The organism is Pseudomonas sp. F-14 TE3623, from assembly GCF_053629015.1.
Genome location: NZ_JBRJHM010000001.1, coordinates 3,961,238 through 3,976,526, shown reverse-complemented (window position 1 = coordinate 3,976,526; position 15,289 = coordinate 3,961,238). Strand labels below are relative to the sequence as shown.

At 59.7% G+C, this 15,289-nt stretch carries 9 protein-coding genes and 1 pseudogene; 3 read left to right on the top strand and 7 right to left on the bottom strand.

Going from position 1 to position 15,289, the window contains the following annotated elements:
• The first annotated feature begins 266 nt into the window (after positions 1–266).
• On the top strand, positions 267–5,096 hold the full coding sequence (locus tag AB7M29_RS18440) for a M10 family metallopeptidase C-terminal domain-containing protein (protein ID WP_454247482.1): 4,830 nt from the start codon (positions 267–269) through the stop codon (positions 5,094–5,096).
• A gap of 61 nt (positions 5,097–5,157) precedes the next feature.
• On the opposite strand, the gene AB7M29_RS18435 is transcribed toward AB7M29_RS18440, so the two are convergent.
• The 4 genes and pseudogenes from AB7M29_RS18435 to AB7M29_RS18420 all read right to left on the bottom strand — a co-directional run bounded on the left by AB7M29_RS18435 (position 5,158) and on the right by AB7M29_RS18420 (position 8,121).
• Complete coding sequence (locus AB7M29_RS18435) at positions 5,158–6,045, bottom strand: DUF2950 domain-containing protein (protein WP_454248729.1); 888 nt, start codon at positions 6,043–6,045, stop codon at positions 5,158–5,160.
• 26 nt (positions 6,046–6,071) lie between these two features.
• Complete coding sequence (locus AB7M29_RS18430) at positions 6,072–7,547, bottom strand: DUF3300 domain-containing protein (RefSeq protein WP_454247481.1); 1,476 nt, start codon at positions 7,545–7,547, stop codon at positions 6,072–6,074.
• Positions 7,548–7,575: 28 nt separating this feature from the next.
• Positions 7,576–7,644 (bottom strand): annotated as a pseudogene (locus AB7M29_RS18425) (hypothetical protein); the annotation flags it as partial.
• 21 nt (positions 7,645–7,665) lie between these two features.
• On the bottom strand, positions 7,666–8,121 hold the full coding sequence (locus tag AB7M29_RS18420; protein ID WP_454247480.1) for a hypothetical protein: 456 nt from the start codon (positions 8,119–8,121) through the stop codon (positions 7,666–7,668).
• Between the two features lie 251 nt (positions 8,122–8,372).
• On the opposite strand from AB7M29_RS18420, the gene AB7M29_RS18415 reads away from it, so the two are divergent.
• On the top strand, positions 8,373–9,020 hold the full coding sequence (locus tag AB7M29_RS18415) for an MliC family protein (protein ID WP_217854971.1): 648 nt from the start codon (positions 8,373–8,375) through the stop codon (positions 9,018–9,020).
• Between the two features lie 9 nt (positions 9,021–9,029).
• Here the strand turns inward: AB7M29_RS18415 and AB7M29_RS18410 are convergent, their stop codons facing one another.
• The 3 genes from AB7M29_RS18410 to AB7M29_RS18400 all read right to left on the bottom strand — a co-directional run bounded on the left by AB7M29_RS18410 (position 9,030) and on the right by AB7M29_RS18400 (position 13,326).
• Positions 9,030–10,214: a patatin-like phospholipase family protein gene (locus AB7M29_RS18410; RefSeq protein WP_454248728.1), complete on the bottom strand. Its 1,185-nt coding sequence runs from the start codon at positions 10,212–10,214 to the stop codon at positions 9,030–9,032.
• 195 nt (positions 10,215–10,409) lie between these two features.
• Positions 10,410–11,045 carry a response regulator transcription factor gene (locus tag AB7M29_RS18405; RefSeq protein ID WP_217854920.1) on the bottom strand — a complete coding sequence of 212 codons (636 nt, stop codon included), beginning with the start codon at positions 11,043–11,045 and terminating at the stop codon, positions 10,410–10,412.
• Between the two features lie 4 nt (positions 11,046–11,049).
• Positions 11,050–13,326 (bottom strand): PAS domain-containing sensor histidine kinase, encoded by a 2,277-nt coding sequence (locus tag AB7M29_RS18400; RefSeq protein ID WP_454247479.1) that lies wholly within the window; start codon positions 13,324–13,326, stop codon positions 11,050–11,052.
• Between the two features lie 229 nt (positions 13,327–13,555).
• Here AB7M29_RS18400 and AB7M29_RS18395 point away from each other — a divergent pair, with 229 nt between their 5' ends.
• On the top strand, positions 13,556–15,178 hold the full coding sequence (locus tag AB7M29_RS18395) for an acyl-CoA synthetase (RefSeq protein WP_217854918.1): 1,623 nt from the start codon (positions 13,556–13,558) through the stop codon (positions 15,176–15,178).
• Positions 15,179–15,289 lie beyond the last annotated feature (111 nt).

Genomic DNA, 15,289 nt, shown 5'->3' with positions numbered 1-15,289 from the left:
GAAAAAACAGTCGCCTTCATTGGAACTGCGCCCTGCACCTTCGTCCCCCCGGCACGACCAACGGACGCCCCTAAGCAAACGTCAACAGAACGTTATTTTTTCAAAACACCTCAAAACATCTCGCAACCGCTAATCAGTTAGTCCGGTTTTTTGACACTTCCCCGATACGCGGTCACAACTTTTGCCCTCCGTTGGGTCATAACACGGTACCTGTCGATGGAATATTGGCATCTACCGAGGTTTTCGCCTGATACGGAGATAAGCTCATGATTTTCAATGTACAAAATTTTGGCGCCAAAGGAGATGGCATCACTGACGACACGGCGGCGATACAAAGTGCAATTGATGCGGCGGCCGCTGCAGGCGGTGGGCAGGTGTATATGCCGACCGGAACTTATATCGTTTCGGGAGGGGAGGAACCCTCCGACGGTTGCCTGATGCTTCAAAGCAACGTCTACCTGTACGGCGACGGCATGGGCGCAACCACCGTCAAGGTGGCTGATGGCTCCGACACCAAGATCACGGGAGTCATCCGCTCCGCCTATGGCGAGGAAACCCACGACTTCGGCGTCAGCAACCTCACCATCGACGGCAACCGTGACAGCACCACGGGCAAGATCGACGGTTGGTTCAATGGCTACATTCCCGGCGAAGCAGGCTACGACTCCAACGTCACCCTCGACAGCGTCGAGATCAAGGATTGCTCCGGGTACGGTTTCGACCCCCACGAGCAGACCGTCAATATGGTCATCAAGAACAGCGTGTCCCACGGCAACGGCCTGGACGGCTTCGTGGCTGACTTCCTCAGCAACAGCACCTTCGAAAACAACATCGCCTACGACAACGACCGCCACGGTTTCAACATCGTCACCAGCACCCACGACTTCACGCTCACCAATAACGTGGCCTACAACAACGGCGGCAATGGCATCGTGGTGCAGCGCGGCAGCGAGGACATTCCCTCACCGAGCAACATCACCATCACCGGTGGCGAGGTGTACGGTAATGGCGCCGAAGGGGTGCTGATCAAACTGTCCAGCGAGGTGACCGTCAGCGGCGTCGACATTCACGACAACACCAGCGCCGGGATACGCATCTACGGCAGCAATCACGTCGAGATCATCGACAACACGCTCACCAACAATTCCCTGGGCAGCCCCGTACCGGAGATCATCATCCAGTCTTACAACGACACCCTGGGCGTGTCCGGCAAGTACTTCAACGGCAGCGATAACACCATCCAGGGCAACATCATCATCGGCAGCGACCTGTCGACCTACGGCGTCGCCGAACGCAACGAAGACGGTACTGATCGCAACGCCATTATCGGCAATACCATCAGCCACACCAGCAAGGGTGCCACGCTGATCTATGGTGACGGCAGCTACGTCAGCGACACGGTGCCGATCACCACCGTGCAGGGTACGGCTGGCAATGACACCCTGCTGGGCAGCGCCGCCAGCGAGATTTTCTACGGCGGGGCCGGCAACGACACCATCAATGGCGGGGCCGGTGGCGACATTCTGGTGGGTGGTGCAGGCACCGATAAACTCACCGGCGGTACCGGCGCCGATACGTTCCGTTTCACCACTCAGTCCGACAGTTACCGCAACGCAACCACAAGCTTCGATGACACCATCACCGACTTCGACGTCACCCAGGACAAGATCGACCTCGCCGACCTCGGTTTCACCGGCCTGGGCAATGGCCGCGGCGGCACCCTGCAGGTCAGCTACAGCGCCAGCAGCGACCGCACCTACATCAAGGACTACGATGCCGACGCCAGCGGCAATTGTTTCGAGCTGATCCTCTCGGGTAACCTGACCAGCACCCTGACGGCCAATAACTTCATCTTTAATCGGGTGATCACCGGCACCAGCGGCAACGACTCGCTGCTGGGTAGCGAGTCGGCCGACACCCTCCTCGGCCTGGCAGGTAACGACAGCCTTAATGGCGGCGCGGGCAACGACAAGCTCGATGGCGGTGTCGGTATGGACACCCTCACCGGTGGTGCCGGAGCGGACACGTTCGTGTTTTCCAATCGCCTGGACAGTTACCGCAACTACAACACCGGCGGTGCCAACCTTGGCGACCTGATCACCGATTTCGATATCAGCGCCGACAAGATCGATCTCTCGGCCATGGGTTTCACCGGCCTGGGGGACGGCAAGAACAACACCGTATACGTAGTGCTCAACAGTGCCGGCACCAAGACTTACATCAAATCCCTGACCGCCGACGCCAATGGTAACCGCTTCGAAGTGGCACTGGACGGCAACTACCTCAACACGCTGACCAGTGCTAATTTTGTCTTCGCCACCTCATCGCCGACCAATCAGGCGCCGGTGCTGGCCACTCCGCTGCTGGATCAGAGCGCGACCGAAAACACCCCGTTCAGCTACGTGGTGCCGGCCACCAGCTTCACTGATCCGGATAACGACAGCCTCAGCTACACCGCGACCCTGGCCGATGGCAGCGCCCTGCCCGCGTGGCTGAGCTTCAATGCCACCAACCTGACCTTCACCGGCACGCCGACCAGCACCGCGTCCAGCAATTACAACGTGCTGGTCAAAGCCATGGATCCGGCCGGTGCATCGGTCAGCGATAGCTTCGCCCTGGTAGTGGCCGATGCGCCCGCCAACACCATCACCGGCACCAACAATGCCGAAACCCTCAACGGCACGGCGGGCGCAGACCTGATCCTCGGCCTCGGTGGCAACGACTCAATCAAGGCCGGCACCGGCGCGGACATCGTCGACGGCGGTGCCGGACGCGATTCGCTGTACGGCGGCGACGGTGCCGACACCTTCCGCTACACCAACCTGCTCGACAGCTACCGCGACTACGACACCGGTGGTATCACGGCCACCGACACGATTTATGACTTCACCGCGGGCGTCGACAAGATCGATGTTTCGGGCCTGGGCTTTGTCGGCCTCGGCGATGGCAGCAATGGCACGCTGTACATAACCCTCAACGCGGCCGGCGACAAGACCTACATCAAGTCCGCCGAAGCGGATGCCGATGGCAATCGTTTTGAAATCGCCCTCAACGGCAACTACCTCAATACCCTGACCGCCAGCGACTTCGTGTTTGGCGAGAGCACCCAGCAGGACATCCTCTACCTGCCCACCCTCGGCCAATCCAATGCGCGCCTTCTGCGCATGACGGAGGATGACAATCAGTCCGGCACCTCGATGCTGGTCAACGACCTGGACCGCTACACCCCCTATGACGTGCGCAGCCAGTTCAACGATGCCAATGGCAACGGCATCGACATCGCGGTGGGCGGCAGCACGGTCACCGGCCTGTCGACGCTCAGCGCCGAGGAACTCCAGTTGTGCTGGTGGCTGACCGACACCAACCAACCCGGGGCTGCGCTGTTGCGCGCCGTGACGCTGCTGCGGGACCAACGCACCGAACTGCAATCCATCGATAACGTCACCATGGGCATCATTTGGGGCCAGGGCGAGGAAGCCGCCCAGGAGATCGGCCGCGCCACGGACAAAGCAGCGGCAGCAGCGGCCTACAAGGCCGCGACCCTGAAGGTGTTTGATTACCTGCATGCCCAGTTCGGCAACTTCACCGTGTACTTGATGGAAACCGGTCACTACGAACAGGACGCGGCGCGTGCCCGTGGTTATTCGGAAGAAAAGATTGCCTCCATCGTCGAGGGGGTTGGCTATGTCCGCGCCGCCCAGGAAGCCATCGCCGCCGAGCGCGCCGACGTCAAGCTGGCGGTGGACTACACCGACCTCCCCTTGCGCTACGAAGTCGATCCGCTGGCGTATCCGGACGACGTCTGGCACCTGCACGAGGAGTCGGCGGAGATCGTCGGCCAGCGCCTGGCCGACTACATTGCCAATGACCTTGGCTTCCAGGGCAACCCCAACGACAACAACAGCGTGCAGGACATCTTCGACAACGCTCAGAACATGATTTCCGGTACCGACCAGGCGGATACCCTGGTAGGGAGTTCGGGCAACGACACACTGGATGGTCACCTGGGTGCCGACACCATGACCGGTGGCAATGGCAACGACGTCTATGTGGTCGATAACGCGTCCGACCGCGTGGTGGAAACCAACACCTCGACCTCGCAGATCGATACGGTGCAGGCCTCGGTCAGCTGGACCCTGGGCGCCAATCTCGAGAACCTGGTGCTCACCGGCGTGTCGGGCATCAACGGCACCGGCAATGAGCGGCACAACTTCATCACCGGCAATGCCGCCAATAACGTGCTCAATGGTGCCGCAGGGGACGACAGCATGAGTGGCGGCGATGGCAATGACACCTACTATGTCGACAACGCCGACGACACCGTGATCGAGATCAGCAATGCGGCGCCTGGAGGGATCGACAGCGTGCACAGCAGCCTGGCGGCCTATACCCTCAGCAACAACGTCGAGCATCTGTATGTCGATAGCACTGGCGCCGCCAATGGTACGGGCAATGCGCTGGACAACACGCTGTTCGCCGGAGCCGGCAACAATGTGCTGGACGGGCGCGATGGCAATGACACGGTGTCCTTTGAACGCGCCCTGTCCGGCGTTACCGTAAACCTCTCGACGTCAGCGCAACAAAACACCGTCAGTTCCGGGCTCGACACTTTGAAATTCTTCGAAAACGTGAAGGGAAGCGCTTACGCCGACAGCCTGTCGGGCAACAGCGCCGCGAACGTTCTGAACGGTGGTGCGGGCAACGATACGCTGGTGGGCGGTTCGGGCGATGACCGGTTGATCGGCGGTGCAGGCACCGACAACCTCTCCGCTGGCACTGGCGCGGATACCTACGCGTTTGGTGCGCTGTCGGACATGGGCGTCGGGGCTTTGCGCGATGTGATCAACGGCTTCAAGAGCACCGAGGGCGATCTGCTGGATTTCACCGGCCTGGACGCCAACCCGCTGACCACTGCTGTCGACGCCTTCACCTTCATCGGCAGCAACGCCTTCGACCCTGCCGACGCCACCGGCCAACTGCGCTTTGCCGATGGCATTCTCTACGGCAGTGTCAACGCCGGGGCCACCCCCGAGTTCGAAATCCAATTGGTGGGTGTCCAGGAGCTGCACGCCAGCGATTTCACAGTCTTGAGTTAGGCCCACATCCTGGGAGCGGGCTTGCCCGCTCCCACAGGGGATTTGCAGTGCCCAGGTAGATCTACTCTTGATCTGCAGTAACCACCTTCCAACTATCGTCTGGATCAAAGCGCTTCATCGACTGCGCCAACGTGTCACCACCGGGTCCCAAGTCTTTTTCGAACACCTGTCCTTCATGGCTGATCATGAAACTCATCACCCCGGTGTCATCGTATTTCGCTGGCCACGTGATCAGTGCAAAGCCACGGATCATCTTGTCACCGATGAGGTAGCTGTAGGCGCCGCCAGGTGCCGAAGGACCTTGGCCATCAAGGATGCGGAAGTGGTAACCATGCCAGTCTTCGCCAGCAAGGGTTTGGCCGAACAAGGGACCCAGAGGGCTGATCTGACCGCTATCGTCATCCTCCCAATAAAGTCCATCGTGCTTGCCGGCAGTGCTGAAGATTTTCTGCGCATAGGCGAGTGCGCCGTCACCGTCGCGATCCACTGACGCATAGTCCATCTGGACGTCGTGATAGGTCAGCACTGATTGCAACGCGGCGAGTTCGTTACGGCCAATTCGACGTGCACGGACTTCGGCACTGCCGGCATTGATGTCGAAGCGCCACCCGTTCGCGCCTTTTACCATGGGTATAGGCAGTGTCCAGTGGTCACTGCCAACCGACAGGATCGCCTTGCGATCGCTGGTTTTTTCAATGGAGTGTTGTTCGCGATATTGCTTCAAAAACGCATCCACATCACTGCGCTGCACGCCTTCGCGCGGGATGAAACTGCGCCATTCATTACCCAGCAATTCTGTCAGGCGTGCCTGATCGGCGTATTCCGTACCCAGTGCCTCGACGAACGCCTGGGCGGCCATTTCTGGCGTTGGAAATGCCTGCTGTGCCGTAACCATGCACGACCACGCCAAGCCGGCAGCCATCGCTAAGACATGAAGGCGCAAGCCCATGAGTGCCTTCACTCGAGCATTGTTTTTCAACGACGGCCCCCCCTTTGACGTGCTGGTGGATTGGACGGGCGACTGACCTGATGGCCGGCTGGTCGCGAGGCACTGGGGCGCTGGGCGGATGCCAGGCTGGCCTGGCCACGACTGGCTTGTGCATTGGCCTGGGACGGTGAGCGTACGCCGGCGAACGCATTGTTGCGGGCACTGCCCGTACTGGCGGACGGTCGATTTTGCGCAGCCTGGCGCCCTTGCGAATCGCCCTGCCCGCGCTGATTTACCTGAGCGGTCTGTTTCCTGGGTTGCTGACTCTCCCGAGTGTTTCTGGCAGTGCCCTGGCTTCTGTCAGACGACTTCGGTCTGTCTGTACCTGCTTGCATCCGATTGCTGGCCGAGGTTCCGGACTGGGCTGCGCGCGCTCGATCACGGGCTTCGCGGTTGCTGGTGGCAGGTCGTTCGATACCGTGCTTGTCCATTGAACTACGGGCTTTTTCACGAGCCTGGGCTCGCTGAGCATCTTCCCCTCGATAGGCCTCACGCTTATTGGCACCGTCCAGTTGGCGGCCGTACTGTTCGCGGCTCTTGCTGTCTCGATAGGGAACGCCATCGCGGTGAACGGTGTTGTGCTGCCACTTGTTCTGATTATTGGTGATCTGGTTGTTGCGATTGATGTTGTTGTAGCGATCGACGTCGATGTCGATGTCGTTATTGCCCCAGTCACATTCACCCCACAACGCACCGACAATAGCCACACCGGTACCAAACGCCAGCCCAGCCATCAATGCAGAACCGGGGTAATAGGCTGGCGGCGGTGGATAGTAAACGGGAGGCGACGCTGGATAGGGCCAGGTGCCGTAGGTTGTTGTCGGGTTATAACTGGGTACGTACACCACCTGCGGATCGGAGGGCTGAATGATGATGGTGGAAGTGCTGCTGGCCGGAGCCGGACCCGAAGCTGCCGGTGCCGGTGCCGGTGCCGCAACAGCCTGAACCGTCACGTTCTGATACTGGTTGCTCTGCAGGTTGCCTGCTGCTTGCGCCTGATGACGCAAGCGTTGCACGCCCCCCATGACATCGTCGGGCTGCGCCAGGAAGGCATCACCCAGGCGTTGTACCCAGACGGGATCCTGTCCCAGCGTTACCAGCACCTGTGGGAAAGCGACCAGCGCCTGCACGCTCGGATCCCAGGGCTGGCTCGCCACTTGTTTGACCGCATCATCGCCTTTGGCGTCCGGGTGTGCTTTAGACCAGGTAACTGCCTCGGCGATTTCCCCGGGGTACGTGGTGGCCATCAGCACCTGTGCCAGCAGTGGGTCCGGGTAAAGCGCAATGGGAGCCAGCATTTGATCCAGCTGTTCCTGGGTAAACACGGCATCTTTGGCCGCCGCCGTGACGGGCGCTGTATCGGCAGCGTTTGCGGTCGCGCTCGCATCCAATGGCTGCGCCAGGCAGTAAGGTCCGCTCAAAAACAATACAGCTGACACCGCGTAAAACAATGGAATGCGCATTGCACCCCCTATGTGGTCAGGCAGACTTGAGCGCCTTGATCGTTCCGCCCTTCCCTGCACCGTCGCGCCCGTCAAAGACGATACAGATCTTCACGCCATTACCCTTTGTTGTTCAGGTTCAAGGGGTTATCTGGTAGCCCCGTTGCTGCATGCAACTGTTGTAGGCGGAAGCAGTGACAGCTGGTTCTTCCCGGCGATCCTGACGACGATCCTGACGCTGCCGGGATCCACCTACAACCGCACCTGCCACAGCAGCATCCTTGGCCTTGTTCTGTCGATATTCCTGTTTAACATCGTCGTCTACCTTGTCATAAATCTCGTCATGCTGACGACCGCGCGCTCCGGCAACCGCCGCACCTGCTACTGCGCCAGTAGCGGCACCACGGACACGTCCACCTGATTCAGGCGTTGTGCTGGTGCTTGCAGCGTTGCCAGCCTGGGCCTGGCATGAGCTGATGTCCTGCTGAATCATTTCGGGGGGCTGCCCTTTGAGCGGCGTTACGGTCTCGGCTGAAGCACAAAGGCAGAATACCGAGACAATCGTAGCCAGACAGGGGGGGATGGATTTTTTCATAAAGCCTCCACTGCTATCAGTGTGCTTTGGATATTTGAGTCTAGTTCAGCGTCTGGCGACTAACCCTGAAACAAAGTTCTTAGGGTGCAAGCTCTAATTCCGTTTGTACTTTTACTTCCTCGAACTCGAACGGGTGCGGCAAGTTTTAAGCACTGACTTACACTGCGATACACCCAATGCGAACAAATGACTGTTCAACGGATCAATAGATCCCACAGCAATCCGGGTATCAGGTAATGAATCAGCCCAACATGAAAACGGTCACCTGTCTGTTCGCTGCCAGCGTGTGCGCGGCGGCGAGCAGCTGGGTCAATGCTTCACCTGCTACGCCGACCTTCCAGACCAGCTTCGACTGCGCCACGGCAAGGGCCCCCGTCGAAAAGCTTATTTGTCGCGACCCACAACTGATGCAGATGGATATCGAACTGACGCGTCTTTATCGCCTGGCGCTTACGGATGATCATTCAGTGCCGCGTCCAGACAAAGTCATGATTGACCAGCAGTTCTGGATCGACGCCCGCAATCAGTGTGCCTCCACGTCTGAGCCCAAGGCGTGCACGATCCGACATTATGCCGAGCGCGCGCACCAGCTACGCCAAGGTTCAGCCATTGTGAGAACCAAGGATCCAGACAGACTCACTGAAGGCCCCCTGGCTTTTCGGTGTACAGGGCTTAATGCGCTGATTGCCGCCACTTTCTTTAACACGCAGCCTGGTGTCGTGTACCTGAAATGGGCGAACACCTCGATCACCCTGAGCCAGGCGCAGAATGATTCGGGAACCCAATACACGGGCAAGGATTCCCAAGGGAGCTACAGCTTCTGGCAAGACGGCAACGTGGTGCTTTTCCAGAAGCCAGGCTCAGGGGAAATGAGTTGTACGGCCGAGCCTATCGGCTGAGACCGTCTCTCACGTACTCGGCGATTTATGCCACGGATAGCCTTTGGCACTGAGTTCAAAGGCGTATTTGAACAAGCGCTTCATGTACTCGCCATCGAATTTATGGAGGCGAGAAATGCGGAAGTCAGAGCCGATGTACGCCAGATTGAACTCCGCCCCATCCTGCTGGGCAATTCGGTAAATTCGATCCAGATCGCTGATCCCCTGATTCTGGATCAATGCGCTGATGGCTCGACCGCCGATGTTCAAGGTTCGGCGCTTGGTTCCGGACCATTGCAGTTCCAGTTTGCCGTTGCGAATCACATAGAAATGCCGTTCACGACGCAAACGCGCCCCGGGCACCTGATTCAGCGCCATTACGGTGCCGGGTGGATAAAGAAACACCTGCGTAAGGACACCTCCGTCCACGTGCATTTCCTGAAACGGGTGACCGTTAACGTCCACATCAATCATGACGGGTGAGACGGCACCGGGAATACTCATCGACGCGACCATGATGTTGCGAAACAGCTCGAGCGCTCCCGGTGCCTGGCTGGCGGCAATAGCCCCCATGTTCCAGGTGACCGGGCGCCCTGAGTCAAGATCGGTTGTACCGATCATCAGGAGCCGTCCTTTGGCGTATTCCGCCGCGATCGCCGCAAGAGTCTCGGCAGTGACGTGCTGTGCAATGAGCCGCGACAGTGGCTTGCTGTGCGCCATACCATCGCTGGTAAGACGGGTCAGCATATTGCGCGCATGGAAAATGTCTTTTGGACCGACCGCATTGCAGATACGCACAATGACATCGTCGTACTGGGGCCCCAGATAGGCAAACGGGGCGACCAGGGCGCCAGCGCTAATGCCGGTGACAACTTTGAACTCAGGCCGAGTCCCATGCCGGGTCCATCCCGCAATGATGCCCCCGGCGAATGTGCCGGCGTCGCCGCCGCCCGAAACGGCCAGCAGATTTGCCCGCGGAAGGATGTCGTTCGGTAACCCTGCGCTGGCGAGCGCCTCAGCCTCTCGAAGGTTGGCCTGGCTCACATCCCGAATGAACGGTGTCAGGTCCTGGTCCAGCCAGTAGCGAGCATCTGGAATGTCCGGGATCAGCGCTCTTTCCGTTAACGTTGGCGGCACCGCATCACGGCGTTGCAGGCACGCTTGACGCAACATGTTCAGGGTTGAGGCGCTAGGTCTGAGCTGGAATGGTTTCAACACGCCTCCTCCGGCCCCTGCAATTGACAGAGCCCGTCACGCACACTCGACACCCACGACCAGACTCTCAATGGCGAGTGGCCTGAACATCTTTCATGCTAGCGCAAGCTCAGGCAGTCATAACGTTGGTGGGACGTCCGGTCTGCCCTGCGGATGATCCTCCCCCCATAGACGCTCATTAGAAAATGCGAGCAATCACCGCAACTTCAGCGGATCGACCAGTTCAGCGGCGATGGCCATGCCCACCAGGTCCGGCAAGGTATTGGCTTGCATGCGTTTCATCACCCGCGAACGATACAGATCGACGGTTTTCGCACTGACACCCAGTTGCTCAGCGATCTCGCGGGTGGTGTAACCCTGGACCAGCGGTAGCAAGACATCGCGCTCCCGTGGGGTCAGGGTCAGCAAGCGCGCCTGCAAGGCATCGTGCCCCTGATTACCCGAGCGGCTTGCCGCGCAGTTGCTGAGCGCCTGTTGCACGCTGTCCAGCAGCAATTGTTCGTTGTAGGGCTTCTCGATGAAGTCATGAGCACCCGCTTTGAAAGCGCGAACCACGATCGGCACATCCGCGTGCCCGCTGACGAAAATGATCGGCAGGTTCAGCTCACGTGCGCGCATCTCTTCCTGCACGTTCAAACCGCCCATGCCGGGCATGCGAACATCGAGCAGCACGCAGGCATCAAGACTGGCATCACAGGCATTGAGAAACGCCACGCCACTGGTAAACGGCAAGGCTTTGAGCCCTACCGACTCCAGCAACCAGACTGTCGAATCGAGCATGCCTTGGTCATCGTCGACCACATACACCACGTGCTCCGTCGCACCTGCCATTACGTTATTCCTGTTGTTGTTTTATTGGGCCGACCAGCGGCAAGCGGCAGCACATCAGCAGCCCGACAGGTTGGCGTCGGGCCTGTAATTCGCCACCAAAACCTTCGATGATGCTGCGACTCATGGACAAGCCAAGCCCCAGGCCATCGACCTTGCTGGTATAGAACGGGGTAAATATCTGCTCCAGTTCGGGCTCGCTGACGCCTGGCCCCTGGTCTTGCACACTGATTTCCACGGTTGCACCACCGCCCTGCCCCGCAGCCATCACGATCAGCGAGGGTTGCCCCGGATGTTGTTCGCGGTTGGCATCGATGGCATTTCGCAAGAGATTGAGCAGGACCTGCTCCAGCAGCACTCGGTCGGCATAAATCGGCGGCAGATTATCCGGTAGGCGATCCTCGATTGTCACTTGGCAATTGCTCGCCTCCCAGGCGCATAAACGCACGGCCTCGCGGGCGACCTCGGTGAAATTCAAGGCCTGCATGCGGCGTTGCCCCTTGCGCAGAAACGCCCGCAAACGTCTGATCACTTCTGAAGCATGAGTGGCGTGATGGGTAATGCGCTCCAGCCCTTGGGCCACTTTGGCGGCGGCCTGGGGATTGGAGTCCAGCGTCTGTAAGTAGCGCTGGCTGGCATTGGCGTAATTGACCACCGCAGCCAATGGCTGGTTGATTTCGTGAGCGATGCCCGAGGCCAATTCACCCAGGGTGACCAACCGCGCGGTGTGCGCCAGTTCGTCCTGATGACGGCGCTGCTGCACTTCACGCAGTTCACGCTCGGTCATGTCCCGCGCCACCAACGAGTAATAGCGCTCGCCGCCGGCCGAACGGTGCGCCAGCAGCACCAGCGATACCGGCACCGAAGTGCCACCTGCCGGTGGTTGCAATCGCGCATCGGTGCTCCAGACACCGTCGCGTTCGGCGCTGCTCCAGCCATCACGCTGCAGACGTGCCAGGTCGCCGCTGGCGAACAACGTTGCCAGGGCTGGCATCGGTTGTTGCTCGTCGATCCCGAGGACGCGCCGCGCCGCTGGATTGAGGTAAGTGACTTGACCCTCGGGGTCGATGAACAACACAGGATCGGTGTTGGCCTCGACGACTTCCGCCAGGCGTCGCTTGTTCTCCTCGGCGAGCACCCGGGCGGTAATGTCCCGGGACACGCTGACCACTTCCACCACCGCTCCGGTATAGGTCTCACGAATCGCCCGGCTGGCGGTTTCAAACCACAGGTAATGCCCATCCCGATGGCGAATCCGATACGTCATCGTGTGATAACCGTCCTGCTCCAGGGCATCCCGCGCGCGCTGCACCAGGCTGGCCAGGTCCTGACCATGGAACAAGCCTTGGGCCATTTGCCCGCGCAGCTCCTCCGGCCAGTAGCCGAGCAATGTCCAGGACGCCGGCGAGGCATCGAGAAAGCGCCCGTCCGGTGTGTGTCGGGAAATCAGGTCGGTGGTGTTTTCAATGATCAGCCGGTACAGCCGCCGTGCCGTGGCCGCTTCACGCTCGGCCAGCACTTGTGCCGTGGCATCGCGACACCGGGCGAGCACACGGTTGTCCTGGGGATCGGGGATAAACGTCCAGATCAGGATCTGCGCTTCGAATTGGGCTTCGACCCCTTCGATGGCGCGCTGCTGGTCCAGGCAGGCGCGTACCAGCACACGGTGATTGACCGGCAAAAAACCCAGCACATCGGTCAGCGGCTTTTCGGCCAGCAATGCCAGCAGCGCCGCATTGAACTCCAGCGGCCGGCCCTGCGCATCGAGCAACAGACTCGGTTGCGGGTCGTGCCCCAACAGCGGTGAGCCGCGCAGCATGCCGTTGACGCTACTCAGCAACGTCGTCAGCAAGTCCTGCACCCAACCCAGCCAATCAAGACTCACGCCCTCGCACACTTCCACCAGCAACAAACCCGCCTGCCCCGGTTGCAACGCCAGATCAAACACCTGGCCATGGCTGATAGCGGCCCGGCGCAGTCGGCCGGCCAGCCAACAATCGAGTTGACGCACTTGAGCCAGATCCAGCCGCCCCGCTTCGGCCAGCCGATCAAACAGCCGCTGATCGCTGGCCAGCGAAGGGTCGCCCAGCCCCGGTGGAAAATGCTGGGCGGCGCCCTCGTGGCTGTAAATCCGCGCATTGGCTTGCCAACTCAAATAAACCGCCCGGCGCACCTCGGGGCAATCCTGCAGCGCACGGCACAACGCATCGGCCCGGGCGGCCAGAGACACACCCTCGCGCTGCAGGCGCAACCAGCTGTGCAATCGAACGGGAGTCAGGGTCATCACGGGTCCGCTTCGTTGGGGAAGCCAAGGATATACCGGCCTCGGCGGTGTCACTGTATTCATTTAGATCCACAAGAATCAAATATAGTACATATCCTATATGACGTAGGTTGTACTTCCATATCACTGGCTGAATGTTATATAAAGCAGGCCGGACATAAAAGGCGACCTCAGCGGCTACGCTGCAAGGTCACCTATAGAGCTAACAATCAGCCACCGAGTACCGTACATGTCGATCTATGAACAAGGGCTAGGCCCTGCGGCTGTCAACCATATTGCCTTGTCTCCGCTCAGCTTCATCGAGCGCACCGCCAGCGTTTACCCACACTATCCCGCCGTCATCCATGGCTCGATCCGCCGCACCTGGGCGCAGACCTACACCCGCTGCCGCCGTCTGGCCTCGGCGCTAGCCGGTCGCGGCATCGGCAAGAACGACACCGTGGCGGTGATGTTGCCTAACATTCCCGAGATGCTCGAAGTGCATTTCGGCGTGCCGATGATTGGCGCGGTGCTCAACCCGCTCAACGTGCGTCTGGATGCCGAAGCCATTGCTTTCATGCTGCAGCATGGCGAAGCCAAGGTGCTGATTACCGACCGTGAGTTCCATGATGTGATTCACGCGGCGATCGGCATGCTGGATCACCCGCCATTGGTCATCGACGTTAATGATCCGGAATATGGCGAAGGCCAGGCTGTCAGCGATCTGGACTATGAAGCGCTGTTGGCCGAAGGCGACCCTGCTTTCGCCTGGCAGTGGCCCGATGATGAATGGCAAGCCATCTCGCTGAATTACACCTCCGGCACCACCGGCAACCCCAAAGGCGTGGTTTACCACCATCGCGGTGCCTACCTGAACTCATTGGGCAACCAGATGACCTGGGCCATGGGTAACCATCCGGTGTACCTCTGGACCTTGCCGATGTTCCATTGCAACGGTTGGTGCTACCCGTGGATCGTCACCGCCATGGCCGGTGTGCATGTGTTTCTGCGCCGCGTCGATCCACAGAAAATCCTCACGCTGATCCGCGAGCATCAGGTCACCCATCTGTGCGCTGCGCCGATCGTGCTCAATGCCTTGGTCAACATGCCGGAATCGGCGAAAGCGGCGATCGATCACCCGGTCAACGCGATGGTCGCCGGCGCTGCACCGCCGGCCAAAGTGATCGGTGCCGTGGAACAAATGGGCATCAAAGTCACCCACGTCTATGGCCTGACCGAAACCTATGGCCCGGTGACGCTCTGCGCCTGGCATGCCGAATGGGATGAGTTGCCACTGGACGAACGGGCGCAAATCAAATCCCGTCAGGGCGTGCGCTACCCGACGCTCGAAGGCGTGATGGTCGGCGACTCGAAGACGCTGGAACCGACCCCGCGTGACGGTCAGACCATCGGTGAGATCTTCATGCGTGGCAACACCGTGATGAAGGGCTACCTGAAGAACCCGACCGCCACAGCCGAAGCGTTCGACGGCGGCTGGTTCCACACCGGCGACCTGGCGGTGTGTCATCCGAACGGTTATGTCGAGATCAAGGATCGACTCAAGGACATCATCATTTCCGGTGGTGAGAACATTTCCACCATCGAACTGGAAGGTGTGCTCTATCGCCATCCAGCCGTCATGGAAGCGGCCGTCGTCGCCCGTCCCGATGAGAAGTGGGGTGAAACGCCCTGTGCCTTTATCACATTGAAGGCTGATCACCAGGACGTTCGCGAGGCCGACATCATCAGTTTCTGCCGCGAACACCTGGCCGGTTTCAAAGTCCCGCGCACCGTGATTTTCACCCTGCTGCCGAAGACTTCAACCGGCAAGATCCAGAAGTACGTTCTGCGCGACAGGGCCAAAGCGCTCTAACCGAATCGACGTTGTACCCACCAGACGGCAGGTGTTTTACCTGCCGTCTCGGGCTCGTGCAGGCTGAATTTGGCCCTGTCCCTGACCTACACACTGATAACAAAAACAATG